Below are 25,336 nucleotides of genomic sequence, written 5' to 3'. Positions count from 1 at the left end.
CTGTGTCCGAGCGGTGTCCCAGCGTCACGGGAGGAACTCCAGTGAGCATCACCCAGTCCGTCCACATCATTCCGGAAAGCTCTCCTGCACAACGATTTCGAGCGGTCCGCGAACTCACCGACCGGTTGTCGTCGCGGTTGTCGGCCGAAGACCAGACACCACAGTCGATGACCGAGGCCAGCCCGGCGAAATGGCATCGCGCCCACGTCACCTGGTTCTTCGAGGAGTTCGTGCTGCGCCGCGACCCCACCTACGTCGTTTACGACGAGAGCTACCGCTACCTGTTCAACAGCTACTACGAGGCGGTCGGCGAGCGACATCCGCGTCCCGACCGCGGGCTGGTGACCCGCCCCGGCGTCGACGACATCACCCACTACCGCAACTACGTCGACGGGGCGATGGAGGAGGCCCTGCAGCGCGGGACCCTCGACGACGAGGCCCTCGACCTGATCGAGCTCGGCTGCAATCACGAACAGCAGCACCAGGAACTGCTGCTGATGGACATCAAGCACCTGTTCTCCACCATCCCGCTGACACCCGGTCCGATCTACGTCGACCGTGACCCCGACCCCTCCCGGACCCCGCCACCGCTCGGCTGGCGGTCGGTGTCCGGGGGTGTGGTCGAGATCGGCGCCGCCGGAACGGGTTTCTCCTACGACAACGAAGGGCCCCGGCATCGGGTGTTCCTCGAGGACTTCGAGATCGCCGACCGCGCGGTCACCAACGCCGACTGGCTGGAGTTCATCGCCGACGACGGGTATCGCCGCCCCGAGCTGTGGCTCTCCGACGGATGGGCGCACATCCGGCAAACCGGCCGGCACGCACCGGGATACTGGCACTTCGACGACGACGGATGGACCACGTTCACGTTGTCGGGGAGGCGACGGCTCGTGCTCGACGAACCCGTCCTGCACGTCTCGTTCTACGAGGCCGATGCCTTTGCCCGCTGGGCCGGCGCACGACTGCCCACCGAGTTCGAATGGGAGACGGCGGCTCTCGCCGTCGACGACCGGCGCGCGATGCTGCTGGACACGGAGCGATGTCATCCGGGCCCGGCCGGTGGCGCGATGATCGGCGACGTCTGGGAATGGACGTCGAGTGCCTACCTGCCCTACCCGGGATTCGTCCCCGCCAACGGGGCGGTCGGCGAGTACAACGGAAAGTTCATGTCCGACCAGCATGTCCTGCGCGGGGCGAGCGCGATCACACCGGCCGGGCACGAGCGGGCGACCTACCGGAACTTCTTCCCCGCACCGTCACGCTGGGTGTTCGCCGGTCTGAGGCTCGCGCGGTGACCGTGCAACTCGACTCGGCGCTCGCCGCCGACGCATCGGTCGGATTGTGGCTCGATCCACCGGTCCTGCCGACGAAGTGGCTCTACGACGGCCGCGGCAGCAGACTCTTCGACGAGATCACCCGGCTGCCCGAGTACTACCCGACCCGGCGGGAGACGTCGATCCTCACCGACCGGGCCGGTGAGATCGTCGCCGAGACGGACGCGGTGATGATGGTCGAATTCGGTTCCGGCACATCCACCAAGACCCGTCTGCTGCTCGACGCCTTCAGCGCCGCCGGGCGGCCGTTCACCTACGTCCCGGTGGACGTGAGCGCCCCCATGCTCGCCGAATCATCGGCGATCCTCGCCCGCGACTATCCGACCATCGAGATCCGGCCGGTGGAAGCCGATTTCACCCAGCCCCACCTCACCCTGCCGCACGCCGACGGCCCGCGCGTCGCGGTGTTCCTCGGCGGCACCATCGGCAACTTCGACGACGACGATCGCGGTGTCTTCTTCACCCGGGTGGCATCCGCACTCACCCCCGGCGACTACTTCCTGCTCGGTGCCGACCTGATCAAGGACACCGGTCGACTCGTCGCCGCCTACAACGACAAGACCGGCGTCACCGCCGATTTCAACCGCAACATGATCGAGGTGCTCCGCACCGGCCTCGGCGCCACCGGGCTCTACGCCGACGACTTCGACCACATCGCCCGATGGAACCCGAGCCGCCACCGGATCGAGATGTGGTTGCGCGCACGGCGCCCGGTTCACGCCACCTTCGCCGCGCTGGAACGGGACTGGGACCTCGCCACCGGCACCGAGATCCTCACCGAGATCAGCACCAAGTTCGAGTTGTCGGCGTTGCGTGAGGAACTGGCATCTGCCGGTCTCGCACAGGTCGACACATGGACCGACCCGTTCGGCGACTTCTCCCTGACCTTGAGTCGGCGGTAGGTGGGGCTGAGTCGGAGGTGGTTGCGTCGGGGACGTCGGTCGGCGCCTTTGTTGGTGATCGAGCCGGGACCGAGCGTAGCGAGGACCCGTGTCGAGATCTCCGCAGCCTGCGTCGGGTGGTGAGCACTTCGGAGGTGGGTGGGTTGGCGATGTCGGCTGTCTGAGGTTTCGACTCGACTCGTCGCTTCGCTCCTTGTCGGCTCAACCATCAACGGCCTGTTGGCTTTTGATGGTGGTGGATGTCGCTTTCGTTGGTGATTGAGCCGGGACCGAGCGTAGCGAGGACCGGTGTCGAAATCTCTGCAGCGTGTGTTGGGTGGTGAGTACTTTGGAGGTGGGTGGGTTGGCGATGTCGACTGTCTGAGGTTTCGACACGTCTCGTCGCTGCGCTCCTCGTCGGCTCAACCATAAACTGGCTATTGACTTTTGATGATAGTGGATGGCGCTTTTGTTAGTGATCGAGCCGGGACCGAGCATCGCGAGGACCCGTGTCGAGATCTCCGCAGCGTGCCTTGGGTGGTGACCACGCAACGGCCCCTCGACGATGGGTCGGCCCTCGGTTCGCTCGATCCCGTGCTCGATCATCGTGCATGCCCCGGTCAGCTGCTCAGCGCCGCCAGTTCTGCGGTCAGGGCGGCGACGTCGATCCGGGTACTGCGACCATCGGCGACGACGACCTCGCCGGCCACCCGGACGGTGTCGACGATCTTCGGCGACGCGGTGGTCAGCAGCGATGCCGCCGGGTCGAGGATCGGTCGACAGGCGAAGTCTCGGTCGAAACGCGGGAGCGTCAGATCCGCGTTGCGGCCCTCGGTGACACCATCCGGCACCCGACCCTGCGGGAGACCGAGGGCCGAGGATGCACCGTCGCAGGCGGGGCCGGAATGTCCGAGGTCTCGAAGGCATTGGCCAGTCTACGCTGCGCCCGTTGCAGATAGGCGCCGGCGCGTAGCGTCTCCAGCATGTCCTGCCGATCGTTGAACCGGTACCGGTGACGCCGAATCCGCCGAACGTGCTGCCGCAGCACATGTCTGCGCGGTCCGGGTCCGGATGCGCCGGTTGCGGCAGTCGGCTGCAGACTGAGGCAGTTGCCGGCCGTCGATCGGACTGGCGGGCTCACCACGGGTGTCCCACGGGTGAACCCGAGCCTCCTGGGTGAACAGCTTTCACAAGTTGTCCACAGATGTTGTTCTGCAGACTGATTCGCTGATAGTTCGCCTATGTGTTCGCTATAATGGAACATATGCAGGGGGAGCTGGAGACCATTCTCGACGCACTCATCGATTGTCGTTTCGACGACGATCCGACCGGGCCGGACGTGTTCATGGAAATGCGGACACTGGTCACCATCAGGAATGTCGTGGATGCATTGACCGCGGCCGGGGCCGGGCACTTGGATCGGCTGGGGGTGGCGCAACGGCACGGGCACAAACCGATCGCCTTGTTGATCGAGATGGGGTACGCGCCAGCTGTGGCTGCGCGGATGCAGCGAATCGGGACGTCGGCGGTGGTGGAACGCACGCTGAAACACGCTGCCGACGGCGCGATCTCGGGTGAGCATGTCGATGCGATCGTGCGCGGGCTGAACCAGATCGGGCTACGTGCCGGGGAACCGCCGGACGCTGAGACCTGGGCGACCTTTGAGGGCGATCTGTTGGCGCAGGTGTTGTCGGGGGCCAAGCCTGCTGAGGTGATGGCCCGGGCGCATCAGCTTGGTGACCATCATGCTGGCGATGCCGAGGGTGGACGTCCGGCGAAGGAAGACCGCAATCTGAATGCTCTGGATATCGGGCGGACCGATGATGGGCGGGTCGCTGTCTCGGGGAGTCTGGATGTTGTTGTCGGCGAGAAGTTGGCGACGGCGATCGAGAAGCTGTCGGCGCCGGTCCCGCAGCCGGATGGTTCGAAAGATCCGCGTGAAGCGCCTCGACGTCGGGCGGATGCGTTGGAGATGGTGTTGGATATGGCGGCTGGTGCGGGGGATCGGTCGGTGACCGCGCTACCTGCGGCGTTGATCAATCTGTCGGTCCCCGCGGATACACCGGGCAAGGCCGAGTTGGCGTTCGGTGGGTCGATCACCCACAGCACCTTGTTGGAAACCAGTTGTGACGGTGTGGTTGTCATGACGATCGTCGACGGCGAACGCGTCCCGTTGGATATGGGCCGGTCGAAACGCTTGTTCACAGCTTCGCAGCGGCGGGCGTTGTTCGAGCGGGATCGGTGTTGCATCAAGTGCGGTGCCCCGGCATCTCGGACTCAGGCTCATCACATTGCGCATTGGTCGGATGGTGGTGCGACTGATCTGGCGAATGGGTGTTTGTTGTGTTCGTCGTGTCATGCCGATGTGCATCACAACGGGTGGGATGTGTATATGGGTCCGGATGCGCATCCGTGGTTGATTCCGCCTGAGGTGGTGGATCGGCGTCGTCGTCCGATCCCGGCGTATCACAGGCGGTTTGCTGACGAGCTACCGAATGCTGCCTGACCTTTTGTAGAAGCTTGTGTTCTTTGAGAACTCCATAGAGATGATGGTGGGTGTCGGAGCCTCCGTTGGTTGCGTTGGCGAGTTCGGCCGGCGGAGGTTTCGACACGCCTTGTCGCTTCGCTCCTCGTCGGCTCAACCATCAACGGCTGGTTGCTGATTGAGCCGGGACCGAGCATCGCGAGGACCCGTGTCGAAATCTCCGCAGCCTACGTTGGGTGGCGAGCACCCCAGAAGTGGTTACGTCAGCAACTCGGCTGTCTGAGGTTTCGACACGTCTTGTCGCTTCGCTCCTCGTCGGCTCAACCATCAACGGCTGGTTGCTGATTGAGCCGGGACCGAGCGTAGCGAGGACCCGTGTCGAAATCTTCGTAGCGTGGGTTGGGTGGTGAGCACCTCGGAGGTGGTCACGTCAGCAACTCGGCTGTCTGAGGTTTCGACACGTCTCGTCGCTTCGCTCCTCGTCGGCTCAACCATCAACGGCTGGTTGCTGATTGGGCCGGGACCGAGCGTAGCGAGGACCCGTGTCGAAATCTCTGTAGCCGACGTTGGGTGGCGAGCACCCCAGAAGTGGTTACGTCAGCAACTCGGCCGGCTGAGGTTTCGACACGTCTCGTCGCTTCGCTCCTCGTCGGCTCAACCATCAACGGCGGGTTGCTGATTGAGCCGGGACCGAGCGTAGCGAGGACCCGTGTCGAAATCTCCGTAGCTGATGTTGGGTGGTGACCATGTCGGGGGCGGTTGGTGACCCAACCGTCAACGCGCAGTTCATGGGTGAGTCGAGGGGCCGTGGCTGAATCTGCCGTTCACTCGGGTTCGGCCAGCAACTCCCGGACTCGGGGGATCACCTGGGTGCCGTAGAGCTCGATGCTGCGCATCATGGCCCGATGGCCCAGGGTGCCGTGGGAGTACTTCATGTCGAAACGCGCCAGACCCAGCGCACGGGCGGTGTGGGCGATCTTCTGTGCCACCGTCTCCGGCGACCCGACGTACAGGGAGCCGCCGGGGCCGGTCGAACGGTCGAACTCGATCCTCGTCGGGGCCGGCCAGCCACGCTCTGCGCCGATCCGGGCGACGTAGCCGCGATAGTGCGGCCACAGCTCGTCCCGCGCCTGCTCGTCGGTCTCGGCGACATGACCGGGGGAGTGCACGCCGACCGGCAGATCCTCCGGCTTGCCGAGCTGGTTCAGGGCCCGCCGATACAGGTCGACATACGGGGCGAAGCGCAGCGGGTCACCGCCGATGATCGCCAGCATCAGCGGCAGACCGTGCCGGGCGGCGCGCACTACCGATTCGGGGCTGCCGCCGACCGCGATCCACGTCGGCAACGGGGGAGCGGCGAGCTGCGGATAGACCACCTGCCCGGTCAACGGCGGACGGGTGACGCCCTCCCAGCTGACCGGCCGACCCGTGCGCAACTGTGCGAACAACGAGAGCTTGTCGGAGAACAACTCCTCGTACTCCTCGAGGTCGAACCCGAACAGCGGGAACGACTCGGTGAACGATCCGCGACCCAGGATGACCTCGGCGCGACCCGAGGAAAGCGCATCCACCGTCGAGAATCGCTCGAACACGCGGATCGGATCGTCGGAACTGAGGACCGTGACCGCCGATCCCAGCCGGATGCGCGAGGTGCGGCCGGCGATCGCGCCGAGCACCACCTCCGGTGCCGACACCGAGTAGTCGTCACGGTGATGCTCGCCGACGCCGATGAAGTCGACGCCCACCTCGTCGGCGAGGATCGCCTCATCGAGCAGGTTGCGGATCGACTGCGCGGCGGTGCCCGGTGCACCGTCGTCGTCGACCGACACATCGCCGAAGGTGTCCAGGCCCAGTTCGATTCCCACGAATAATCCTCCTGCATGGGTGATGTCCCCATGCCTCAGGTGTGCAATGCTTGATCCCGGTTTGTTCGCACCCCGCGTCACATCATCTAAAGGAGACCTCCCGTGTGGGACTCGTTCTGGAACTTCCTGTGGTCGATGGTCATCATCTTCGCCTTCGTGGCCTACCTGATCGTCCTCTGGTACATCATTGCCGATCTCTTCCGCGACCATAAGGCGTCCGGCTGGTCCAAGGCCGTGTGGGTGGTCTTCCTCATCATCTTCCCGTACCTGACGGCACTGGTGTACCTGCTCGCCAAGGGCAAGGGAATGTCCGAGCGTGCCCAGGCGGCGGCGGTCGAGTACAAGAAGGAATCCGACCAGTACATCAAGACCGTCGCGGGAACCTCGCCGGCGCAGCAGATCTCGGAAGCCAAGCAGCTACTCGACTCGGGTGCGATCACCCCCGAGGAGTTCGAGGCGCTCAAGGCCAAGGCACTCGCACACTGACGTCCCGGCAAGGTCGTTAGTCGCCCGAAATAGTTCTGGCGCAACGGCACTCGACCTCAGACGCACACACCCGGCGGATCGGAATCCGCCGGGTGTGTCTTTTCCTACCCGAGGGTAGGGGAGACAATTCAACTGTCTGATCCGCAGACGATCCTCGCATGTCCACCCGTATCAGGGGTCCGTCGAACCGAGGAGGACGACATGCAAACCACCGAACACCAGAGCTTCGGCAAGCCCACCGAGGTGCGGGAATTCCCGCACGGAAGAGCCGAGATCCTCTCCGTCGGCGACAGCGACATCGGCCGGCTGATCCTCCAGCCCGGGTGGCGCTGGTCCGTCGACATCAAACCCTTCGCCGGCACCGACTCCTGCCTGGCTCCGCACTTCCAGTACCACGTCTCCGGGCTGCTGCACATCAGGATGGACGACGGCACCGAGTTCGACGCCGGACCCGGCGACGTCACCAGCCTTCCGCAGGGGCATGACGCCTGGGTGGTCGGCGACGAGCCGGTGGTGGTGGTCGACTGGTACGGCGCCACCGACTACGCCCGCGAACCCGAGGTGGAGCACATGGGGACCGCATGAGCGTGGAACCGTCCGGCTAGGGCCCGGCCACCCGCCACAGCGGATTGACCGGACCGTGCCCGGCGCCGAGCGGATAGGCGGCCTGCAGTCCGCAGGTGACCCACCGCTTGGCGAAGGTGATCGCATCCGGCACCGGATACCCGTGCGCCAGGGCGCACACCGTCGCCGCGGCGAGGGTGTCGCCGGCGCCGTGGTCGTGCCCGGTGTCGATGCGCTCATGCGTGAACTCGCCGAACTCCGAGCCGTCGAAGAGGAGGTCCGGGCTCTGCGCACTCGACCGCAGATGGCCGCCCTTCACCAGTACCCACTTGGGGCCCAGGTCGTACAGGGCGCGCGCGGCATCGCGCTGGGACGCGGGGTCGGTGACCTCGACCCCGGTGAGCAACCGCACCTCGTCGAGGTTCGGGGTCACGACGGTCGCGAGCGGGAACAGCCGTTCACGCAGGGTGTCGAGGGCCTCGAGGGCGAGCAACCGATCGCCGTGCATCGACGCACACACCGGGTCGACGACCAGCGGGATCGCTCCGTTGCCGCCGATGCCGAGTTCGGTGCACACCTCGGTGACCGCGGTGATGATCGGCGCCGATGCGAGCATGCCGGTCTTGGCCGCGCTCACCCCGATGTCGGAGACCACCGACCGGACCTGCGCGGCGACAACCTCCGGCGGGATCTCGTGGAAGCCGGTGACCCCCAGCGAGTTCTGGACGGTGGCGGCGGTGAGGGCGACGGTTCCGTGCAGGCCGAGCAGCGCGAAGGTTCGCAGATCGGCCTGGATGCCCGCGCCGCCACCGGAATCCGAGCCGGCGATGGTCATCACCCGCACCGGGGTCTGGCCGGGGGCGGCGGTGGGCAGCAGCCACGGATCGGTCACCGCGTACTCACTTCGAGCGGCAGCAGGGTGGCGTCGGACTCGGCCTGGGCCCGGATGTCGTGGGAGATCCGCATGGAACAGAACTTGGGTCCGCACATCGAGCAGAAGTGGGCGGTCTTGGCCGGTTCGGCGGGCAGTGTCTCGTCGTGGAACTCGCGGGCGGTGTCGGGGTCGAGCGCCAGATTGAACTGGTCGTGCCACCGGAACTCGAAGCGCGCCTTGGACAAGGCGTCGTCGCGTTCCTGCGCACGCGGGTGCCCCTTGGCGAGGTCGGCGGAGTGGGCGGCGATCTTGTAGGTGATCACGCCGACCTTGACGTCGTCACGGTTGGGCAGGCCCAGGTGCTCCTTGGGAGTGACGTAGCAGAGCATCGCCGTGCCGGCCTGCGCGATCATCGCCGCGCCGATCGCCGAGGTGATGTGGTCGTAGGCGGGCGCGATGTCGGTGGCGAGCGGTCCGAGCGTGTAGAACGGTGCCTCCTCGCACAGTTCCTCCTCCAGGCGCACGTTCTCGGCGATCTTGTGCATCGGCACATGCCCCGGTCCCTCGATCATCACCTGCACCCCATGTGATTTCGCGATGGTGGTGAGTTCGCCGAGGGTACGGAGCTCGGCGAACTGGGCGTCGTCGTTGGCATCGGCGATCGATCCGGGACGCAGTCCGTCGCCGAGCGAGAAGGTGATGTCGTAGCGGGCGAAGATCTCACACAGCTCGGCGAAGTTGGTGTACAGGAACGATTCCTGCTGATGGGCCAGGCACCAGGCGGCCATGATCGACCCGCCGCGCGAGACGATGCCGGTGACCCGCCTGGCGGTCAGCGGCACATACCGCCACAGCACCCCGGCGTGCACGGTCATGTAGTCCACACCCTGCTCGGCCTGCTCGATCACGGTGTCGCGGTACAGCTCCCACGTCAGTGCGGTGGGGTCGCCCTTGACCTTCTCGAGCGCCTGGTAGATCGGCACCGTCCCCACCGGGACCGGCGAGTTCCGCAGAATCCACTCACGTGTCTGGTGGATCTCGGCGCCGGTGGACAGGTCCATGATGGTGTCGGCACCCCATCGGGTGGCCCACACCATCTTCTCCACCTCCTCGGCGATCGAACTGGTCACCGCCGAGTTGCCGATGTTGGCATTCACCTTGACCGCGAAGCGTTTTCCGATGATCATCGGCTCCGACTCGGGGTGCCGGTGATTGACCGGGATCACCGCACGGCCGGCGGCCACCTCGGTGCGGACCAGCTCGACGTCGACGCCTTCGCGCGCTGCGACGTATCGCATCTCGTCGGTCACCAGACCTGCTCGTGCCCAGGCCAATTGGGTGGATGCGCCGTCGACCGGGGCCGGGCGCCGCCAGCTGTCGCGGGTACGGGGCAGGCCGCGTTCGAGGTCGATGGTCGCGGTGTCGTCGGTGTAGGGACCCGAGGTGTCGTAGACGTCGAGGTGTTCACCGTTGGTGAGTTCGATCCGGCGCTGCGGGATGCTCAGGCCGTCGATCTCGAGGTGCCGCTTGTGACTTCCGGAGATCGGGCCGGTCGTGACCGCATTGCACGCGACCGTCGTTTCGGTGGATACAGGTGTCCCCATGATTGCTCTCCCTACGCCGGCATTATCCGGACAGGTTCGGGCGGTCGACGGCCGTCCTGCCGTCATCTCAGCCCTCGGTTCGTGAGAGCCCCCGCGTCGGTGAAGTTGTGGTGTGGTGCGGGCGACAGCTTACGCGCCCTCCGTGATGCCGTCATGACGGGGGCGACACGCGTGGACATTCCGGCAACCTCTTGCGCTCCCTACGGAAGCGTAAGGTAGCCTGTGACGCGGATCACAACGGTTGATCCCCGTCCGGGCTGGGGCACCGGCCGGTACGACGTCGGGTGCCCGCCGAATGGGCGTCGAAGGGGTGAGGACGGATGCACCGAAAGAACCGACACCATCAGCCGCCACAGACGGCGCAGTCGATCCTGCAGCAGATCTCGCAGGTCGTCCACAATCGGGACCGCGAGCGGTTCGAGCTGTGGGTGGCCGGTGATCTCGTGGGAGTGCTCGGCTACTCCGACGAGGAGATCGACGGGCAGCGCACGATCACCGTGCTGCACACGGTGCTCTACGACGAGTACACCGGCCACGGGCTGGGGACCCGGCTGACGCGTGGGGCGCTCGCCTACTGTCGCGACCAGGGGGTCCGGGTTCGCCCGATCTGCTCGTTCACCAAGGACTTCCTCGATGCCCATCCCGGGATCGTGCCGTTGGCGCCGGTCTGAGCGGATCCGGGATTCGACTGTCTGGTTAGGCTACCCTTTCCTCGAATGCATGTACCCGAGGGAAGGATCGGCATGGCCGACACCCGACAGAAGTCCCCGTCGCGCGGATGGCAGGGTGCCGTCCTCAAACTCCTGCGTGCCGACGACTACGAGTTCACCGTCACCGGCAGTGAGAAGGTCACCGACCATTACCTGCGGATCACCTTCACCGGCGGCGGGCTGCTCCGCGACCGGCCGGTGCATCCGACCATGTGGGTGCGACTCTGGTTCGAGTCCGACGGCAAGGCGCATCAGCGTGGGTACACCCTCGCCGATCCCGATGCCGCGGGCGACACCTTCGCGATCGAGTTCGCCATCCACGACGGTGCCGCCGCGCGCTGGGCGCAGTCGGCCAAGCCCGGCGACACGATCGGCGCCACGTTCATGGGCTCGAAGTTCGCCATCCCCGAGCCTGCGCCCACGGGATGGCTGGTCGCCGGTGATCCGGCGGCATTGCCCGCGATCAACTCGCTGCTCGACGCCTTGACGGTGTCGTCGCCGGGTGTCCCGGCGACGGTCTGGTTCGAGTACACCCACGACGACGACCGTGATCTCCCGCTGCATGCCCGCGAGATCGACACGATCCACTGGATTCGACGCGAGCGCGACGGTGCCGCGCTCGTCGATGCGGTGCGGTCGGCGGCGCATGCGGCCACCGGCCACTTCGGCTGGGTGGCGCTGGACACGGTGAGCACCCGCGCGGTCGCCGAGTTGTTCCGCACCGATTTCGGTCTGGGTAAGAAAGGGGTCAAGGCGCAGGCGTACTGGCGTCCGGATGCCGACCCGTCCTGAGTCGTCGGGGCGACGGGTGCCAGGGGAGGGGCATCGGGGGAGGGCTGGGTCGATGTCGAGACACCCGGCCTGCTCGTTCGCCTACATGTACGGCTCCGATCAGTTCTCGGTGCTCGGCGATCCGAACGACGGCGCCGGAAAACTGTTCAGCTCACTGGGACTCACGATGGCGCCCAGGGTGATCGCGCAGGCACAGTCGACCGGTGAGCCGCGCTTCGCGCTCAGCGTCGAGAACCTCGGCTGGCTCGACTCCGATCTGCTGGTGATCGCCACCGAGAACGAGGGCCTGCGTAAACGTCTGGTGGGGCTGCCCGGCTACAAGAACCTGCGGTCGGTGAAGTCCGATGCGGTCACCCAGATGACGCAGATGTCGGTCACCGGGCTCAACGAACCGTCGCCCGGGGCCACCGTCTACGTACTCGACCAGCTGCGCCCGGCACTGGCCCGCGCCGCCGGCGAATAGCTCACACCGACACGGAGACGGGCGGCATACCCACCGAACCCCAGCGGTCGACGACCTCTGGCCGGGCGGCCTCCGGTGCCGTCAACAGCACGGCGAACGGTGCGGGCGGGGAGGCGACGTCGCGGTAGTGGCCGCGGTAGAAGGCGATCGAGTCGGCGAACCACGCGAACTCCTGCGCCGATGTCAGCAGCCGCTGCGCCCCGGTGATCACCGTCAGATACCCCGTCGGCGTGGGCCTTCCGGCGTCCCGGGCGAACTCGTCGAGATCGCGCATGCACTCGTCGAAGGCATCGGCGTTGTTGCCGAAGTAGTCGGGGAAGGTCCAGATCCGGGCGAACTCGGTGAACAGGGCCCTGCGCGTACGTAATCGGGCGGCGTCGGTGACCCGCAGCTCGACGCCGTCGGGTAGCGAGGCCGGCAGGGTGGCGATGGCGTCGTCGGTCGACATCCGCCGGTCGGCGAGCCCCGGCAGCGCGCCGCAGGACAGGAACTCGGTCAGGGAAAGCGCTTGAGCGGTCACGAGTTCGGCCCCCGGATACGGTTGAAGGTCTGATAGTGGTCGGCGGTGTACCACGCCGTTCCGTCGCTGCCGGTCACGATCCGCTCGGCGTCGCGGGACCGTCCCTGCTGTTTGGGATTGACGTCCCACTCCTGATAGGTGATCCGCTGACCCGACGCGCTGGTCCGGGGAAGTCGCCCCTCGCTGTTGCGGAAGGTGACCCCGCCCTTGGTGCCCGGTGCGTTCGCCGCCTCGGGCCACTGCCCGGCATCGATCAGCGCCAGTGTGCGCATCACATGGGCGGGTGCGGTGCCCGCGGTGGGGTGGGTGCTCGTGGCGCGCGACGTCCCCGGCCTGGCGGCCGCCGCCTTCGATGTCGCGGCAGCTGTCGATGTCGTGGCAGATGTCGATGCCGCGGCGCTGGTGGTCTGCGATGACGTCGAATCCCGGTGCGCCGAATCCTGATCGGTGCCCTGGCCGTCGATCAGCCAGGTGATCACCACGACGACCGCGACGACGACCAGGCCGATCGCGCTGATCAGTGCCTGGCGCCGGCGTCGGGCCGGGGTCGGTGCGCCCGCGTTCACCGGGACATCCCCGCCGGACTGAGGTGTCTGCTGCGGTGATGCAGTGTGAAACCCCTTGTCCGATAGAGATCTCCGGCGGCGACGTCATCGGCGGGGAGCCGGGCGTAGGCACGCTGCGCCCCGAGTCCGGCGGCCCACACCATGCGCTCGGCGAGCGTGGCGTCGTCGGTCGCCGAGATCCCCGCCCACCGGGTGCCGTCGGCGGCGGTGCACACCACCGCATCCCCATGATCGTGGTGAACCGGCGCCGGGTCGGGGTCGATCCCCCGGGTGGCGGTCGCGCCGGAGCCGGGGAGATCGCAGGTCAGGATGTGGATCTCGGGTCCGGCCGGGGTGCCGTCGACCTGCCGCGGCAGCAGGCGCTCGGGAATCGACAGCAGCACCGGCAATCCGCGTGCGGTGTAGAAGCCCTCGATCGCGGCCAGGGTGTCGGGGTCGGCGTGCACGGACCGCTCCAGCGGTACCGCCGAGGGGTCGGGGCCGTCGGCGCGCACCAGCCATCCGCCGATCCACTCCTGCTCTCGCCCCGCCCCGGCGGTGGCCATCACCTGTTCGAGGGCGCGGATCTCGCTGTTGCGCACCGGAACCGCCGACAGCAGCCGGATCGAGGTGATCGCCGACTGCGGGATCGACTCGATCACGCCGTCACGTTCGAGACGGACCGGGTCGCCGCGGTCGACGAGGAAGCCGGTGACATCGGACCGGGTCGGCCCGCCGACCGGTGCGGGATTGGGCGTCGGACGCCAGTCGGCCGGTGCCGCGGCACCGAGCAGATACCGCACCACCACCCGGTCACCCCGAAAGGCCGGCACGCCCCGAAACGGGTCGGACGACATGGGTTCTGTGGTCATGGGTGTTCAGCGGTCATGAGTTGTCAGCGGTCATGGGTTGTCGGTGGTCACTGGAGTCTGTGGTCACGGGAGCTGGTCACGGGAATCGGCGGCCGTCGATGTCCGGTCGGCGCTCAGTCGTCGTCTTCCTCTTCGTCGTCGTGACCGAACGGGTCGGCCTGCGCACCCGGCAGCCACGTCAGGCCGGGAGTGCCCCAGCCGTTGCGCTTGACCGCCTTCTTCGCCGCGCGGGCGTTGCGGCCGACGAGGACGTCGACGTAGAGGAAGCCGTCGAGATGGCCCACCTCGTGCTGCAGCATCCGCGCGAAGAACCCGTGGCCCTCGATCACCACCTCGCCGCCGTCACGGTCGACGCCGGTGACCCGCGCCCAGTCGGCACGACCGGTGGGGAACTGCTCGCCCGGCACCGACAGGCAGCCCTCGTCGTTGTCGTCCGGGTCGGGCATGGTCTCCGGGATCTCGGAGGTCTCGAGCACCGGGTTGATCACCTCGCCGCGCCGCCGCGCCGCCGTCCGGGACTCGCCGTCCGGGCAGTCGAAGACGAACATGCGTGCACCGACGCCCACCTGGTTCGCCGCGAGGCCGACACCGTTGGCCGCGTCCATCGTCTCGTACATGTCGTCGAGCAGGGTGACCGTCTCGGCGGACGGACGGCCCTGCGCGTCGAGCGGCACGGGTTCGGTGGGACGGTGCAGCACCGGCTCGCCGATGATGCAGATCGGGAGAATCGCCATGACCGACAGATTACTTCGGTGCCTTCAGGTCGGGATACACCGTCTGCTTCCAGGTGAAGCCGTCCACGGGATCGGTCACCACCTGTCCGGGGCACTGCCCGCGCAGCGTCGCCCGCACCGGGTCGGCGATCTGCGGGGTGGCCGGTTCGACGGTGTGGTCGAAGCCGGTGCCCGACAACGGCACCGGAACATATGTCCGGCACTGTGCGGTGCCGTCGAGGCGTCCGTCGACCCATTCGCCGTCGCTCTGCACCACCGAGTACCGCGTCGGACCGGGGGCGTCGGGCCCCTCGTTGAGCCGCTTGATCAGGGGTGAATCGGTGCAGGTGTCATAGCCCTTGCCGACCGGCTGGGAACACCCCGACGGCGATCCGTACTGGGGGACGCCGATCGCCACGTACTCGTCGACCAGATCGGCGCCGCCGAGGAACTTCAGGAAGTACCGGCCGCCGAGTCCACCGGCGGAGTGGGACACCAGCCCGACGAAGGATGCCGACCGGGCCGCCGGGCGGACTGCACGCGCGATCACCTCGGCGTCGGCGGCGACGTCGAATCCCTGCACGTCGTCGAGGCGTTCGACGCGGTAGCCGTCGCGTCGCAGGGCGTCCTCGAGCGGGCCGTAGGTGGCGTCGAGCAGGGCCGGTTCGGGCAGCAGCTGCTGCCCCGGTAGGACGAATACCACCCGCTCACCGCCGGGTGTGCCATTCGGTGCGGCGCCGGCCGATGTGGCGCCGGACACCGATGCCGCCAGGGCGATGATCAGCCCTGCGATCAGCGCCACACAGTGCGCTGTCCGCATGCCGACGGGCCTGCTGGTGATGGATGATCTCCCCATGACTTCCTCCCCGATGGGCGTTCTCGCCCCTAGATGAGGGCAGGCTAACAAATCATCCTCGAGGGGCCGGACCGCGGTACGTCGGCCGGGCCGCCGGAACACGCGATACGCAGGGCGAGTCACACCGGGGTACGGGGCCCGATGCGTGGTTAGATATTGACGAACCACACCACTGTGATTCGGGCGGGCAGTGGCCGGCGGACAATCCCTGTCGGCGCGTATCCGCCGCCACATTTCGTGGTGTGAGGGCTGCAGAGGCGATCTTGAGGGAGCGTGATGGACAGCGCAGCAGCGCGAAGCCAGAAGCAGGGTGATCTGCCGGCACCGGACACCACTGCGAACGACACCACCGCGAACGCCGATCCACACGAGGTGGGGCCGGACGGACTGTCACGGCGTGAGCACGACATCCTGTCCTTCGAGCGTCAGTGGTGGAAGTACGCCGGCGCCAAGGAAGAGGCGATCAAGGAACTGTTCGGGTTGTCGGCGACCCGGTACTACCAGCTCCTGAATGCACTCGTCGACCGGCCGGAGGCGCTCGCCGCCGACCCCATGTTGGTCAAACGGCTCCGTCGTCTGCGCGCCTCGCGGCAGAAGGCGCGCGCCGCCCGCCGACTCGGGTTCGAGATCACCTAGCCCCGCCGGGGACCACCGCTGTCGAGACCGACGGGGCGCTCCCGCCCAGGAGGTCACACCGATGTGGGCTAAGGTCATCGATGATGAATGCTGATCGCGACACGAATCGACTGCCACTGCGGGCCGGCGCCATGCTGCTGTTCGCCGTGGCCATCGTGTTCATCGGACTCGGCTGGCATTCGGCGGCCACCTCGGGCAACGACCCGGAGGCCGCACTGCAGGCGGCGCAGGCCAGCGCACCGGCCACCACCAGCAGCGCGGCACCGACGACGACCACCACCGCGAGTGATGCCAAGATCTGCGTGATCAACGCCGGCCAGATCTCCGGTCTCGCCGGTGAGGTGGCCGACCAGCTGAAGGAGAAGGGTTTCACCACCCAGAAACCGTCCAACTACACCCGGGGCGGCTTCTCCGAGAACACGATCATCTACTCCGAGGCAGACCAGAAGGACGAGGCGCAGAAGCTCGCCGACGCCCTCAGCGGTGACGCCAGCGTCGAGAGTCGCGACAACCTCGGTAGTTCGTTCACCCCCTGCCAGGGCGGGATCGCCGTGGTCGTGGTGAACCGATGAACACCCCGAAGACTCCCGCGCCGGATTCCGGCCGGATGAACACCAACCCATCACCTCGAGGAGCGAGATGACCGTCAGTTCGAAATCAGGCCGGCAGACCATGCGCGCGCTGGCGGTGCTCGCCTCGGCCGGTGCCATCGGATTGGCCCTGGCCGGCTGCACCCCGGATGAGCCCACCACCACCGAGAAGGGCACCACCCCGGCGGTCATCACCGGCAACCCGGCACCCACCGCCGGGCTCGACGTGGCCGACGGCATCGGCGAGAGCGGCCACGGCGAGACGGCCGCCGCCACGCTGAAGACCACCTCCGGCAAGGAGATCGGCGAGGCCACCTTCAGCCCCACCGGCGAGAGCCTCGCGGTGGTCGTGAAGATCAACTCCGGCAGCGGCCTGGCCGAGGGCCTGCACGGCATGCACATCCACACCGGCACCACCTGCAACCCCGCCGACGACTTCGCGTCGGCCGGCGGTCACCTGCAGGTCGACGGCCACACCGGCACCCCCGAGTCCGGTGATCTGGTGTCGATGAGCATCCTCGCCGACGGCTCCGGCGCCACCACCACCTCGACCAGCTCGGTCACCCTGGCACAGGTCACCGGCCACACCCTGATCATCCACGACGCCGCCCCGGACACCGAGGCCCGCGTGGCGTGCGGTGTGATCGAGGCCGAGGACAACTGATCTGCGACACGCGGTCAGCCCCGACGACGTGAGGACGGGCCGATGCCGGTGATCACCCCCATCGAGTTCCGTGGGTCGCCAGCCCCGACCCTCGGTGTGGAGTGGGAACTCGCCCTCACCGACCGCACCACCGGGGATCTCTCGAATTCGGCGGCCGACCTCTTCGTGGAGTTCGGCCGCCGGCACCCGGCCCTCGCCGGACATGTGCACAAGGAGATGCTGCGCAACACCGTCGAGCTGGTGACCGGGATCTGCCCGGACACCCCGACGGCGATCGCCGACCTCTCCCGCACCCTCGACGCGGTCCGGTCGGTGACCGGCGACCTGGGCGTCGACCTGTTCGGTGCCGGCACCCATCCGTTCGCCGAGTACTCCACGCAGTTGCTCACCGAGGGGCACCGGTACGCCGAACTGATCGAACGCACCCAGTGGTGGGGTCGTCAGATGCTCATCTGGGGTGTTCACGTGCACGTCGGGATCGACGACCGCGCCAAGGTCTTCCCGATCCTGACGTCACTGCTCAACCACTATCCGCATCTGCTCGCGTTGTCGGCGTCGTCGCCGATGTGGACCGGCGACGACACCGGATACGCCAGCAACCGGGCGATGATGTTCCAGCAGCTGCCCACCGCGGGGCTGCCCTTCCACTTCGCCACCTGGGCCGAGTTCGAGGCCTTCGTCGCCGATCAGAAGACCACCGGGATCATCGACCACCTCAACGAGATCCGGTGGGACATCCGGCCGTCACCGCATCTGGGCACCATCGAGGTGCGGGTGTGTGACGGCATGTCGAACCTGGCCGAGCTGTCGGCGATCGTGGCGCTCATCCACTGCCTGGTCGTCGACCTCGATCGTCGGCTGTCGGCGGGGGAGGAACTCCCGCAGATGGCGCCGTGGCTGGTCCAGGAGAACAAGTGGCGGGCCGCCCGCTACGGTCTGGACGCGATCGTGATCCTCGACGCCGAGTGCAACGAGCGGCTGGTCACCGACGACCTCGCCGACCTGCTGCGCAGGCTCGAGCCGATCGCCGCCGGCCTCAACTGTCTCGACGAGCTCGCCCGCGTCGGCGACATCATCGCCCACGGCGGCAGCTACCAGCGGCAACGTGCGGTCTACCAGCGCACCCAGGACCCGCGCGCGGTGGTGGCCGCCGTGGTCGGCGAACTCACCCGGTAGGTTCTGCCGAACGCCCCGACCGGGTGATCGCAACCGCTAGTCGCGGTCGCCGCGTTCCATCTGTTCGCGGTCCATCAATCCGTCGCGGGCCCGCTGTTCCTGATAGACCAGACGGCCCAGGCGGTGTGCCACCACCGGCGCGGTGATCAGTGCGAAGATCCCGGCCAGGACCAGCATGCCGACGTCGACGTGGCCGCCACCGATGCTCAGCATGGCGCCGATCAGCGTGAGCAGCAGGCCCAGTGTCTGTGGTTTGGTGGCCGCGTGCATCCGGCTCAACGTGTCCGGGAAGCGCACGATGCCGATCGCCGCGGTGAATGCCATCAGGGCGCCCAGCAGCAGGAACACGGCGCTGAGGATCTCCGAGATACTCATGTCTGATCGTCCCTGACCCGGAATCGGGCGACCGCCACCGATCCGACGAAGCTGACCAACGAGAGCGCCACGATCCCCGGCACCACCGTGGTGTCGCCACTGTAGGCGGCCCACGCTGCCAGACCGCACATGCAGACCGCGATCAGTGCGTCGAGGGCGACGAGGCGGTCCAGGGTGGTGGGGCCGAGCAGGATTCGGGCGGTCACCAGGATCGCGGCGATCAGCAGGAGGGCACTGACGATGTACCACACGACGGTCATCGCTCACCCCGACTGCGTGCGCTGCGCTCACCGGACACCGCGCCGGTACGGCCGGCCGGCGGGACCTGGTGGTAGTCGTCGTGGATGCCGTGATACGGGCTGGGATGCCATTCGCTGTCGCGCTCGAAGGCCTTGATGAACATGCGCTCGACGAAGGCCACCTGCCGGTAGAACTGCCGCACCTTCTTGTCCGAGCGGACGTCGAAGACATGCACGTACAGCATCCGGCGACGGTGATCGATCTCCAGCACCATGGTGCCCGGCACCAGGTTGAGGTAGTCGACGGCCAGGGTGAGCACCATGTCGGACTTGATCGCCACCCGCACCCGCATCACCGCGCCCAGCGGGGGGCGGCCGGGCCGCACGGCGACCCAGGCCACCTGGGCGCTGGAGACGAAGAAGTCGAACACCAGCCGCGAGATCAGGACCAGCAACGACAGCGGGTGGATGCGGCCCTCGACGGGTACGCGTGGCAGTGGCAGCAGCACCAGGATGGCCACCGCGAGCACCACCCCGGCGATCACGTTGGCCCACGACACGGTGCCCCACAGCAGTACCCACACGAAGGCCAGCCAGGCGATCGTCCACAACCGGACGGCGGCCTCGCGGCCGTCCGAGCCGAGCCAGCTCGGGATACGGACGCGCTCGTGCACCCACACCCAGGCACTGACCGTCGTCCACGCGAAGGTGATCACGGTCAGGCGCCAGGCGTTGACGATGCCCGACTTCACCGGACCCTTGCCGACCGGACGTACCGGTTCCCGACGCGGGGGTCGTGCCTCGCTCATCGATCACCTCCCAGGACCGCGCCGATGTAGTGGTCGCGGTCGATGATCGTGGTGGCGGCCCGGTCGGTGAACCCGAAGATGGGGCCCGCCCAGATGGTCAGGACGATGCCCGCGGCGACCATCAACGCGGTCGGCAGCACCATGGTGGCGGGCATCCGGCCGACGTCCTCGCGGTCGTCGAAGGCGATGTCGTCGCTCTCGTCCATCAGGGCCGACGGCGCGCTGTCGGAGAGATCACCCTCGGGGGCGTCGGCGCGCGGACGCCAGAAGCCCTTGGTCCAGATGCGGGCGACGACGTACAGCGTGAGCAGGCTGGTGACCACCGATCCGCCGACCAGCAGCCACGCCAGGACCGAACCGTTGTCGGTGCCCGCCTGGATCAGCGCCACCTTGCCGAGGAAGCCGGAGAACGGGGGGATGCCGCCCAGGTTGAGGGCGGGGAGCAGGAACAGTGCCGCCAGCACGGGGCTGGCGATCAGGCCGCCGAGGCGGCGTAGCGACGCCGACCCGGCCTGCCGTTCGATCAGTCCCACCACCAGGAACAGGGTGGTCTGCACCAGGATGTGGTGGGCGACGTAGTAGATCGCCGCACTCATCCCGATCTCCGACGACAATGCGATGCCGAAGACCATGTAGCCGATGTGGCTGACCAGGGTGAACGACAGCAGACGTTTGATGTCGGACTGGGCGATCGCACCGAAGATGCCGACCAGCATGGTGAGCAGGCCCGCGATCATCAGGATGCGGTCCATCGACCCGCCCGGGAACAGCAGGGTGTGGGTGCGCATGATCGCGTACACACCGACCTTGGTGAGCAGGCCGGCGAACACCGCGGTGACCGGGGCGGGCGCGGTGGGGTAGGAGTCGGGCAGCCACGTCGACAGCGGGAAGACCGCGGCCTTGATGCCGAAGGCCACCAGGAGCACCGCATACAGCGCATTGCGGGTGCCGTCGGGTACGTGGTCCAGACGCAACGCCATCTCGGCGAGGTTGAGGGTTCCGGTGGTGGCGTAGGCGAAGGCGATGCCGGCCAGGAAGATCAGCGACGACAGCATCGACACCATCACGTACGACGCTCCGGCGCGTACGCGGTCGGCACTGGCGCCGAGGGTCAGCAGCACGAAGCTCGCGGCGAGCAGGACCTCGAACGACACGAACAGGTTGAACAGGTCGCCGGCGACGAAGGAGTTGCAGACTCCCGCACACAGGATCAGATAGGTCGGCAGGAAGATCGACACCGGCTGGTCGTCACTGCCGTCGCGGATACCCTGACCGATCGCGTAGATGACCACGCAGAGCAGCACGAACGACGACACCACCAGCATCAGCGCGGCGAGCGGGTCGACCACAAGGGTGATGCCGAGCGGACCGTTCGGGAAGCCTTTGTCCCCCCAGCCGCCGACGGCCAGTGAATAGGTGCCGTGCTCGTTGGTCAGGTACAGCATCAGACACGACGCGACGAAGGCGATGAGGATGGCGCTGACGGTGACGACCCGTTGCAACAGCGCACTGCGACTGCGGACCAGGGTCAGGGCCGCGCCCAGCAGCGGCGCGAGGGTCGGCAGCGTGATCAGCACCGGCAACCATGAGGTCTGCGGGGTCATGACCGCACCTCCTCGGGGTCATCGGAGCTGCCGTGGCCACCCGTCCCGTCGCCGCCTGTCCCGTCCTCGCCGGTCCCGTCGTCGCCGTCTGCGAGTTCGTCGACGACGTCGGCGTCCTCGGGCATGAGGTCGGTTTCGATCACGTCCTGGTGCAGCTTGCTGTACTCCTCCGGGGTGAGTGGGTTGCCGTCGTCGTCGAACAGGTCGCCCGCGGAGGTGTCGGCACCGGTCAGCGGGTCATCGCTGCGGTCGCGGTCGGGGGCGGTGTGCAGCGAGCCGGTGAGGATCTTGACGTCCTCGAGGTCGTCCTCGACGTCGTCGTCGTCACGGTTGAGCACGAACAGGCGGTAGACCAGCGACAACACGAAGGCCGCGACACCCATCGTGATCACGATCGCGGTGAGCACCATCGCCTGGGCGAGGGGGTCGGCGTCGGTGGCGCGGCCGGCCGAGTCCCGCCCTTTGATCGGCGGATTGCCCATCCCGCCGGAGATCACCAGGATCAGCAGGTTGATGCCGTTGCCGGCGACCAGCAGGCCGAGCAGCATCCGCACCAGGCTGCGTTCCATCAGCAGGTAGGCGCCGGCCGCGATCAGCACGGCGATCACCACGAGCAGTCCGAGGTTGATACTCATCAGCGATCACCTGCCCGTCGTGCGGCCACGGCCTCGGCGACGGTGCTGCCGGCCTCGGGGGCGTCGGGTCCCTCGACGTCCAGGCGTGCGCCGAGGCTGCGCAGGACGTCGAGCACCAGACCGATCACGATCAGGTAGATGCCCAGGTCGAAGAACAGCGCGGTGACCAGCTTGATGTGGCCCAGCACCGGCACGGTGATCTCGAAGACCGCCGACGAGAGAGCGGGGGCGCCGAGGAACATGGAGGCCACGGCGGTGGAGGCGGAGATCAGCAGGCCTGCGCCGAGGAAGGTGCCCGGTTCCACCGGCAGTGCCTCGCCGAGTTCGTAGCGGCCGCCGGCCAGATACCGCAGCACCAGCGCCAGCCCCATCGTCAGGCCGCCGGCGAAACCGCCGCCGGGCGAGTTGTGACCGGCGTAGAAGAAGTACACCGACAACACGACCATGGTCGGGAAGATCAGGCGGGTGGTGGCCTCGAGCACCATCGACCGGTGCCGTGGGTCGCGGAACTCGCTGCCCAGCAGCCAGGTGGTGCGATCCGGCGGGATCGGGTCGTCGTCATCGTCGTGGTTGGGCCCGTAGAGGCGGGTGGCGTCGGCGACCCGTGGGGCGGCGCCGAAGCGCCGGTTGCGGAACACCATGGATGCGACGCCGGTGGCGGCGACGATCAGCACCGACACCTCGCCCAGGGTGTCCCAGGCGCGGATGTCGACGAGCAGGACGTTGACGGCGTTGGCGCCGTGACCGAAGTCGTAGGCCGCGGCGGGCAGGTCGATGCTGACCGGTTGGCCGGTGCGGGCGGCCGCGGCGAACAGTCCGATGAGCACGATCGAGACACCGAAGGCGAGACCGATCAGGGCGCGCAGCGGTTTGAACGCGGTGGCGTGCCGGGGTTCGGGTTCGGCGGGCAGCTTGCGCAGCACCAGCACGAAGATCACCAGGGTCAGGGTCTCCACCAGGAACTGGGTGAGGGCGAGGTCGGGGGCGCCGTACAGCGCGAACAGGGCGCCGCAGCCGTAGCCGGTGATGCCGACGGTGAGGGTGGCGGCCAGCCGGTTGCGCAGGACCACCGTGGCCAGGGCGGCCGCCGCCATGATGCCGGCGATCACGGCCTGGGTGGCCGACTCGAAGCCGCTCGCCTCCAGGCGGTCGCGGGAGCCGAGGAACAGCATCGTCGTCGGCAGGATGATCGCCGTGCACAGGATGATGCCCTGCGTCACCGGCAGCGATCCGCGCTGGGTGTTGCGGGTCATCATCAGCGACAGGGTGTCGGCGCCGCGCAGGGTGGCGTCGTAGATCCGGTCGGCGTTGATCAGCGGCTTGAACGAGAAGATCCGCTCGCGCAGCGCCCGGACCACCAGGAACAGTACGGTGCCGCCGACGATGACGACGATCGAGAAGTAGACCGGCAGACCCCAGCCGTGCCACATGGCCAGGTGCTCGAGCTCGTGCCCGTAGTCGGGCAGGGTCTCGGCGTAGGGCTCGAACCAGTGTCCGATCCATCCGCTGATGAACCCGGACACCACACCGAGGGCGGCCAGCAGGATCGGGGAGAACAGGAACATCGGGGTGGGCGGATGCATCTTGGCGACCGCCCGGCTGGGCAGGGGTCGCAGCTTGCGTCCGAACGCACCCCACAGGAACCGGCAGGTGTAGGCGAAGGTGATGATCGAGCCGATCAGCAGCACGATGTCGACGGTGTCGCGCTGCCACGGCTGCAACGACCCGGTCTCCCACACCGACCCGAAGGCGGTCTCCTTGCCGACGAAACCGAAGGTGAACGGCAGTCCGGCCATACTCGCCCCGGCGACGGCGGCGGTGACCGCCAGCACCGGCAGACGGTGGCCCAGGCGGGCGAGTTTACGGATGTCGCGGGTACCGGTCGCGTGGTCGATGATGCCGACCACCATGAACAGCGACGCCTTGAACAGGGCGTGCGCGACCAGCATGGTCAGGCCGGCCATCGCCACGATGGCATCGCCCATCCCGACCAGCACCGTCATGAAACCGAGCTGCGAGACCGTACCGAACGCGAGGATCAGCTTGAGGTCGAGTTCTCGCAGCGAGCGCCAGCCGCCGAGCACCATGGTCACCGAACCCAGCCCGATCACCAGGACCTGCCAGCTCAGCAGGGGTGCGAACGCCGGGGCGAGGCGGGCGACGAGGTACACACCGGCCTTCACCATCGCTGCGGCGTGCAGGTAGGCGCTGACCGGGGTCGGGGCGGCCATCGCGCCCGGCAGCCAGAAGTGGAAGGGGACGATCGCCGATTTGCTCAGGGCGCCGATCAGCAGCAGCACCACCGCGATGTCGACGTAGACACCGGCCGACGGCGGATTCGCGACCAGGTCGCTGAGCAGGTAACTGCCGGTGCGTTCGCCCAGCATGATGATGCCGACGAGCATCGCCAGACCGCCGAAGGTGGTGACCAGCAGGGCCTGGGTGGCCGAGCGACGGGCGGTGGCACGAATCCGGTAGAAGCCGACGAGCATGAACGACAGGACCGTCGTCAGCTCCCAGAAGATGTAGAGGACCAGCATGTTGTCGCTGGTCACGAGGCCGAACATGGCGGCGGCGAAGGCCACCATCTCGCCGCCGAACACCTGGACGCGGGGGCGGGCGTCGTCGAAGTAGTGCGCGCAGTAGCAGAGCACCAGGGTGCCCACACCGAGGATGAGCACCGACAGGATGGCCGAGAGGGTGTCCATCCGCATGACGATGTCCATGTGCAGGGACGGAACCCAGGTGATGGTCTGCATCGCGGGTGCGCGGTCGGAACCGGGCCAATGCGACAGGACCCAGATCAACCCGCCGAGCGGGGCCAGCGCCAGGACGTAGAACCCGCGCGTCCCGAGGACCTTGATCACTCCCGGCGCGATCAGTGCACACACTGCGAGTGCAGTCAGCACAGCGATCAAGAGGGAGCACTCCGTCTCTACTCGGTTGGGCGGGGTGATGTGGACCCCGGTGTCACTCGGTCGCGTCACCTCTGTGAGATGCCCCGGTGGAGTGTCACTGGTGAGGCCCGGCGCATTTACCTTACC

Annotated in this window: 27 protein-coding genes and 1 riboswitch; of the genes, 12 read left to right on the top strand and 15 right to left on the bottom strand. The window is 67.5% G+C overall.

Annotation, left to right across the window (positions count from 1 at the left end; translation table 11 throughout):
• Nucleotides 1-41 precede the first annotated feature (41 nt).
• A complete protein-coding gene (egtB, locus tag Q9K23_RS09195) occupies nucleotides 42-1,295 on the top strand; it encodes an ergothioneine biosynthesis protein EgtB (RefSeq protein WP_020789802.1) in 1,254 nt (417 codons plus the stop codon).
• Nucleotides 1,292-2,236: an L-histidine N(alpha)-methyltransferase gene (gene egtD / locus Q9K23_RS09190; RefSeq protein WP_305950479.1), complete on the top strand. Its 945-nt coding sequence runs from the start codon at nucleotides 1,292-1,294 to the stop codon at nucleotides 2,234-2,236. Before egtB ends, egtD begins: the two co-directional genes overlap by 4 nt.
• 599 nt (nucleotides 2,237-2,835) lie before the next feature.
• On the opposite strand, the gene Q9K23_RS25180 is transcribed toward egtD, so the two are convergent.
• On the bottom strand, nucleotides 2,836-3,066 hold the full coding sequence (locus Q9K23_RS25180) for an atrazine chlorohydrolase domain protein (RefSeq protein ID WP_020789800.1): 231 nt from the start codon (nucleotides 3,064-3,066) through the stop codon (nucleotides 2,836-2,838).
• Nucleotides 3,067-3,479: 413 nt separating this feature from the next.
• On the opposite strand from Q9K23_RS25180, the gene Q9K23_RS09180 reads away from it, so the two are divergent.
• Nucleotides 3,480-4,721 (top strand): HNH endonuclease signature motif containing protein, encoded by a 1,242-nt coding sequence (locus Q9K23_RS09180; protein WP_305950478.1) that lies wholly within the window; start codon nucleotides 3,480-3,482, stop codon nucleotides 4,719-4,721.
• 803 nt (nucleotides 4,722-5,524) lie between these two features.
• Here Q9K23_RS09180 and Q9K23_RS09175 read toward each other — a convergent pair.
• Nucleotides 5,525-6,565: an LLM class flavin-dependent oxidoreductase gene (locus Q9K23_RS09175; RefSeq protein ID WP_082365860.1), complete on the bottom strand. Its 1,041-nt coding sequence runs from the start codon at nucleotides 6,563-6,565 to the stop codon at nucleotides 5,525-5,527.
• 102 nt (nucleotides 6,566-6,667) lie between these two features.
• On the opposite strand from Q9K23_RS09175, the gene Q9K23_RS09170 reads away from it, so the two are divergent.
• Both Q9K23_RS09170 and Q9K23_RS09165 read left to right on the top strand, forming a co-directional pair.
• Nucleotides 6,668-7,051 (top strand): SHOCT domain-containing protein, encoded by a 384-nt coding sequence (locus tag Q9K23_RS09170; protein ID WP_020794859.1) that lies wholly within the window; start codon nucleotides 6,668-6,670, stop codon nucleotides 7,049-7,051.
• A 201-nt stretch (nucleotides 7,052-7,252) separates the two neighbouring features.
• The gene (locus tag Q9K23_RS09165) at nucleotides 7,253-7,636 is read left to right on the top strand and encodes a cupin domain-containing protein (protein WP_020792680.1); all 384 of its coding nucleotides are present in this window, start codon (nucleotides 7,253-7,255) and stop codon (nucleotides 7,634-7,636) included.
• A gap of 16 nt (nucleotides 7,637-7,652) precedes the next feature.
• Here Q9K23_RS09165 and thiD read toward each other — a convergent pair whose 3' ends face one another.
• Complete coding sequence (gene thiD, locus Q9K23_RS09160) at nucleotides 7,653-8,507, bottom strand: bifunctional hydroxymethylpyrimidine kinase/phosphomethylpyrimidine kinase (RefSeq protein WP_020792681.1); 855 nt, start codon at nucleotides 8,505-8,507, stop codon at nucleotides 7,653-7,655.
• Nucleotides 8,504-10,093: a phosphomethylpyrimidine synthase ThiC gene (gene thiC, locus Q9K23_RS09155; RefSeq protein ID WP_053777148.1), complete on the bottom strand. Its 1,590-nt coding sequence runs from the start codon at nucleotides 10,091-10,093 to the stop codon at nucleotides 8,504-8,506. The genes thiD and thiC overlap by 4 nt, the downstream gene beginning before the upstream one ends.
• Nucleotides 10,087-10,198: riboswitch (TPP riboswitch) on the bottom strand. It overlaps the preceding gene by 7 nt.
• Nucleotides 10,199-10,413: 215 nt before the next feature.
• On the opposite strand from thiC, the gene Q9K23_RS09150 reads away from it, so the two are divergent.
• The 3 genes from Q9K23_RS09150 to Q9K23_RS09140 all read left to right on the top strand — a co-directional run bounded on the left by Q9K23_RS09150 (nucleotide 10,414) and on the right by Q9K23_RS09140 (nucleotide 12,058).
• The gene (locus tag Q9K23_RS09150) at nucleotides 10,414-10,764 is read left to right on the top strand and encodes a GNAT family N-acetyltransferase (RefSeq protein WP_020794869.1); all 351 of its coding nucleotides are present in this window, start codon (nucleotides 10,414-10,416) and stop codon (nucleotides 10,762-10,764) included.
• 72 nt (nucleotides 10,765-10,836) lie between these two features.
• Nucleotides 10,837-11,595, top strand: a complete 759-nt coding sequence (locus tag Q9K23_RS09145; protein WP_053777147.1) for a siderophore-interacting protein — start codon at nucleotides 10,837-10,839, stop codon at nucleotides 11,593-11,595.
• A gap of 52 nt (nucleotides 11,596-11,647) precedes the next feature.
• The gene (locus Q9K23_RS09140; RefSeq protein WP_261977869.1) at nucleotides 11,648-12,058 is read left to right on the top strand and encodes a hypothetical protein; all 411 of its coding nucleotides are present in this window, start codon (nucleotides 11,648-11,650) and stop codon (nucleotides 12,056-12,058) included.
• A gap of 1 nt (nucleotide 12,059) precedes the next feature.
• Here the strand turns inward: Q9K23_RS09140 and Q9K23_RS09135 are convergent, their stop codons facing one another.
• The 5 genes from Q9K23_RS09135 to Q9K23_RS09115 all read right to left on the bottom strand — a co-directional run bounded on the left by Q9K23_RS09135 (nucleotide 12,060) and on the right by Q9K23_RS09115 (nucleotide 15,564).
• Nucleotides 12,060-12,578, bottom strand: a complete 519-nt coding sequence (locus Q9K23_RS09135) for a barstar family protein (RefSeq protein WP_020794608.1) — start codon at nucleotides 12,576-12,578, stop codon at nucleotides 12,060-12,062.
• Nucleotides 12,575-13,144, bottom strand: coding sequence for a ribonuclease domain-containing protein (locus Q9K23_RS09130; RefSeq protein WP_053777146.1), 570 nt, complete (start codon nucleotides 13,142-13,144; stop codon nucleotides 12,575-12,577). The genes Q9K23_RS09135 and Q9K23_RS09130 overlap by 4 nt, the downstream gene beginning before the upstream one ends.
• Nucleotides 13,141-13,995 (bottom strand): hypothetical protein, encoded by an 855-nt coding sequence (locus Q9K23_RS09125; RefSeq protein ID WP_053777145.1) that lies wholly within the window; start codon nucleotides 13,993-13,995, stop codon nucleotides 13,141-13,143. Before Q9K23_RS09125 ends, Q9K23_RS09130 begins: the two co-directional genes overlap by 4 nt.
• A gap of 113 nt (nucleotides 13,996-14,108) precedes the next feature.
• Nucleotides 14,109-14,729: a peptide deformylase gene (locus Q9K23_RS09120; RefSeq protein WP_020794065.1), complete on the bottom strand. Its 621-nt coding sequence runs from the start codon at nucleotides 14,727-14,729 to the stop codon at nucleotides 14,109-14,111.
• Between the two features lie 10 nt (nucleotides 14,730-14,739).
• The gene (locus Q9K23_RS09115) at nucleotides 14,740-15,564 is read right to left on the bottom strand and encodes a hypothetical protein (protein WP_020794067.1); all 825 of its coding nucleotides are present in this window, start codon (nucleotides 15,562-15,564) and stop codon (nucleotides 14,740-14,742) included.
• Nucleotides 15,565-15,840: 276 nt separating this feature from the next.
• Between Q9K23_RS09115 and Q9K23_RS09110 the strand changes: the two genes are divergently transcribed.
• The 4 genes from Q9K23_RS09110 to Q9K23_RS09095 all read left to right on the top strand — a co-directional run bounded on the left by Q9K23_RS09110 (nucleotide 15,841) and on the right by Q9K23_RS09095 (nucleotide 18,630).
• Entirely contained in the window at nucleotides 15,841-16,200 is a 360-nt protein-coding gene (locus Q9K23_RS09110; RefSeq protein ID WP_053777143.1) for a DUF3263 domain-containing protein, read from the top strand.
• A gap of 83 nt (nucleotides 16,201-16,283) precedes the next feature.
• A complete protein-coding gene (locus Q9K23_RS09105) occupies nucleotides 16,284-16,772 on the top strand; it encodes a LytR C-terminal domain-containing protein (RefSeq protein ID WP_053777142.1) in 489 nt (162 codons plus the stop codon).
• 67 nt (nucleotides 16,773-16,839) lie between these two features.
• Entirely contained in the window at nucleotides 16,840-17,454 is a 615-nt protein-coding gene (locus Q9K23_RS09100; RefSeq protein ID WP_020794021.1) for a superoxide dismutase family protein, read from the top strand.
• Nucleotides 17,455-17,496: 42 nt separating this feature from the next.
• The gene (locus tag Q9K23_RS09095; RefSeq protein ID WP_305950477.1) at nucleotides 17,497-18,630 is read left to right on the top strand and encodes a glutamate--cysteine ligase; all 1,134 of its coding nucleotides are present in this window, start codon (nucleotides 17,497-17,499) and stop codon (nucleotides 18,628-18,630) included.
• Between the two features lie 36 nt (nucleotides 18,631-18,666).
• On the opposite strand, the gene mnhG is transcribed toward Q9K23_RS09095, so the two are convergent.
• From mnhG to Q9K23_RS09065, 6 genes are read right to left on the bottom strand one after another with little or no spacing between them, the layout of a single operon-like run.
• Nucleotides 18,667-19,005, bottom strand: coding sequence for a monovalent cation/H(+) antiporter subunit G (mnhG, locus tag Q9K23_RS09090; protein ID WP_053777140.1), 339 nt, complete (start codon nucleotides 19,003-19,005; stop codon nucleotides 18,667-18,669).
• Nucleotides 19,002-19,265, bottom strand: a complete 264-nt coding sequence (locus Q9K23_RS09085; RefSeq protein WP_020793731.1) for a monovalent cation/H+ antiporter complex subunit F — start codon at nucleotides 19,263-19,265, stop codon at nucleotides 19,002-19,004. Before Q9K23_RS09085 ends, mnhG begins: the two co-directional genes overlap by 4 nt.
• A complete protein-coding gene (locus tag Q9K23_RS09080; RefSeq protein WP_020793733.1) occupies nucleotides 19,262-20,053 on the bottom strand; it encodes a Na+/H+ antiporter subunit E in 792 nt (263 codons plus the stop codon). The genes Q9K23_RS09085 and Q9K23_RS09080 overlap by 4 nt, the downstream gene beginning before the upstream one ends.
• Nucleotides 20,050-21,657 (bottom strand): Na+/H+ antiporter subunit D, encoded by a 1,608-nt coding sequence (locus Q9K23_RS09075; RefSeq protein WP_053777139.1) that lies wholly within the window; start codon nucleotides 21,655-21,657, stop codon nucleotides 20,050-20,052. The genes Q9K23_RS09080 and Q9K23_RS09075 overlap by 4 nt, the downstream gene beginning before the upstream one ends.
• Nucleotides 21,654-22,292, bottom strand: a complete 639-nt coding sequence (locus tag Q9K23_RS09070; RefSeq protein WP_020792174.1) for a Na(+)/H(+) antiporter subunit C — start codon at nucleotides 22,290-22,292, stop codon at nucleotides 21,654-21,656. The genes Q9K23_RS09075 and Q9K23_RS09070 overlap by 4 nt, the downstream gene beginning before the upstream one ends.
• Nucleotides 22,292-25,210, bottom strand: coding sequence for a Na+/H+ antiporter subunit A (locus tag Q9K23_RS09065; RefSeq protein WP_305950476.1), 2,919 nt, complete (start codon nucleotides 25,208-25,210; stop codon nucleotides 22,292-22,294). The genes Q9K23_RS09070 and Q9K23_RS09065 overlap by 1 nt, the downstream gene beginning before the upstream one ends.
• Nucleotides 25,211-25,336 lie beyond the last annotated feature (126 nt).

It is taken from the genome of Gordonia sp. NB41Y (assembly GCF_030718915.1).
Lineage (GTDB): Bacteria > Actinomycetota > Actinomycetes > Mycobacteriales > Mycobacteriaceae > Gordonia > Gordonia desulfuricans.
Note: the sequence above shows the minus strand (reverse complement) of the source record. Positions and strands in the feature narration are given on the sequence as shown.